Here is a 2,478-nt window from a genome sequence, read left to right on the forward strand (position 1 = left end):
AGGTGGGCTATCACCTGCTGTACTCCGCCGTGGCACTGCTCATCGCGCTGGCGATCGCGATACCCCTCGGAATCGTCATCGGCTACACCGGACGTGGCGAGGCGTTGGTCGCCGGGTTCGCCAACGCGTTGCGCGCGCTCCCGTCGCTCGGGCTGCTGGTGCTGCTGTTCCTGATCATCGCTCCGGTCGCCGCCGGCAAGCTCGTGTACGTGCTGCCCACCGTCATCGTGCTGGTTCTGTTGGCGGTGCCCCCGATTCTCACCGGGACCTATGCGGGCATCCAGAACGCCGACCCGGATGCCGTCGGTGCGGCCCGTGGCATGGGCTACACCAAGCGCCAGATCCTGATGCGCGTCCAGCTGCCGTGCGCCCTACCGCTCATGGTGTCCGGTGTGCGGTCCTCCACTCTGCAGATCGTCTCGACCGCCACCATCGCCGCGTATCTCGGCCTTCAAGGCCTCGGCCGGTTCATCCTCGATGGCCGGGCACAGGCCAGCTTCGCCGAAATGGCGGGCGGGGCAATACTTGTCGCCGTGCTCGCCATCCTCCTCGAATTCACCTTCGCCTGGATCGGCCGAATCATCGTGTCCCCCGGGCTGCGGCGGGTGGCCTCGAAGGAGAGCTCACCGCTGGCCACCACAGTCCTCGAGCCCGCCACCTAGGCGCCACCCGGCGTCGCTCATCCAATAGGAGAATCGCATGAAGAAGCGCAGCATCTTGCCGGCCATCGCGCTGGCGTCCGTGCTCGCACTGTCCGGCTGCGGCGGAGGCGGTGACGACCCACTGTCCGGCGGCGGCAATGCCGGCGGATCGGAGGGAGGTCAGGTCATCGTCGGCTCGGCCGACTTCACCGAGAGCCAACTCATCGGCAGCATCTATTCGCAAGCGCTCCAGGCGGCCGGAGTGCAGACGAAGGAGCAGTTCAACATCGGCAGTCGTGAGGTCTACATCCAGGCGCTCAAGGACGGCTCCGTCGACCTCGTACCCGAGTACACGGGTGCGCTGCTGAGCTACCTCGACCCGAAGTCGACCGCGGCGACACCCCAGGCGGTGAACAGTGAACTCGCGACGAAGTTGCCCTCGGGCCTCGGCATGCTGACGCCGTCTCCCGCCGAGGACAAGGACGTCGTCGCGGTGACGCAGGCGACCGCTGACAAGTACAAGCTCAAGACCATCTCGGACCTCAAGCCGGTCGCGGGCGAACTGGTGCTCGGCGGTCCGCCGGAATGGAAGACACGGACCCAGGGCGTCGTCGGCCTCCGCGATGTGTACGGGCTCAACTTCAAGGACTTCGTCAGCCTCGATGCGGGTGGCACCTTGACCATGACGGCGTTGATGAACGGTCAGATTCAGGCCGGCGACCTGTTCAGCACGGACCCCGGGCTGCACGCGAACAACCTTGTCGCCCTTGAGGATGACAAGAACCTGTTCGCCGCCGAGAACGTCGTCCCCCTCATCAAGAGCGCGAAGCAGAACGACAAGGTCAAGAAGACCCTTGATGCGGTGTCGGCGAAACTCACCACCGACGACCTGATCTCGATGAACGCAGAGGCGGCCAAGGGTACGAACCTCGCCGACATCGCCAAGAAGTGGCTTGCCAGCGCGGGCCTCAGCAGCAGCTGACCAGCACTACGGCCTAGAGGGCTTAGAGCACCTCGGACTCGAGCCTGCGCAGATGCTCCCGCGGCGGCCCGAGCAGCTGGGCGCTGCCGTGCGCCCGCTTGAAGTACAGCTGGACGTCGTGCTCCCAGGTGATGGCGATGCCGCCATGCATCTGGATGGACTCGGCCGCGACGGCACTGAACGCCTCGCTCGCCAAGACCCTGGCGAGCGCGGCCCCGGTGGGAGTCGGATCGGCGACAGCGTCGTTCACCACCGCGCGGGCCGACTGGACGAGCACGTAGAGGTCGGCCATCCGGTGCTTGAGGGCCTGGAAGCTGCCGATGGGCCTGCCGAACTGCACCCGGTCCTTGGTGTAGGCGACGGTGAGGTCGAGGCAGCGGCTCGCGGCGCCAATCTGCTCGACCGCCAACAGGATTGCCGCAGTGTCGGCCAACCCCGGGTCGGTGCCGAGGTCGGCGGTGGCCTTCGGTTCGAGCCGGGCCAGCCGCCGGGTGGGATCCATCGCGGTCGCAGGCTGCGCGGTGAACTCGGTCCACCGGCTGAGCCTGCCGTCCGCAGCAGCGACGACGACGTCGGCCACGTCCCCGTTGACGACGTAGTCGGGATCGAACACCACGGCGCCGATGGAGCTGCCCTCGGCGAGCTTCTCGAGCGTGTCCCCGTCCGGATCGTCCGCCGCCAGCAGTGCGAGCTCGGTCAGCGTCGTTCCGAGCAGCGGGGTCGGTACCAGGCCCTTGCCAAGCTCCGCGATGACCACGGCGGCATCGGCCAGTTCACCACCCGCACCGCCCAACTCCTCTGGAACCACCAGCGCCGCCACTCCGACCTGCTCGCACAGCAATGTCCACAACTTCT

3 protein-coding genes are annotated in these 2,478 nt (G+C 67.1%); 2 read left to right on the plus strand and 1 reads right to left on the minus strand.

Annotated elements, in window-relative coordinates:
• Together VFG33_RS40425 and VFG33_RS40430 are read left to right on the plus strand one after the other, a co-directional pair.
• Positions 1-662, plus strand: a 662-nt coding sequence (locus VFG33_RS40425; protein ID WP_325058343.1) for an ABC transporter permease, incomplete at its 5' end; no start/stop codon positions are given.
• Between the two features lie 37 nt (positions 663-699).
• On the plus strand, positions 700-1,623 hold the full coding sequence (locus tag VFG33_RS40430) for an ABC transporter substrate-binding protein (protein ID WP_325058344.1): 924 nt from the start codon (positions 700-702) through the stop codon (positions 1,621-1,623).
• 22 nt (positions 1,624-1,645) lie between these two features.
• Here VFG33_RS40430 and ipdE2 read toward each other — a convergent pair.
• A partial coding sequence (ipdE2, locus tag VFG33_RS40435; protein ID WP_325058345.1) for an acyl-CoA dehydrogenase IpdE2 occupies positions 1,646-2,478 on the minus strand: 833 nt, incomplete at its 5' end.

Source organism: Kribbella sp. (assembly GCF_035687465.1).
GTDB lineage: Bacteria > Actinomycetota > Actinomycetes > Propionibacteriales > Kribbellaceae > Kribbella.

Excerpts from the sequence above, each read along its gene's own strand:
- VFG33_RS40430 (WP_325058344.1), top strand. The coding sequence starts at position 700 with ATGAAGAAGCGCAGCATCTTGCCGGCCATCGCGCTGGCGTCCGTGCTC.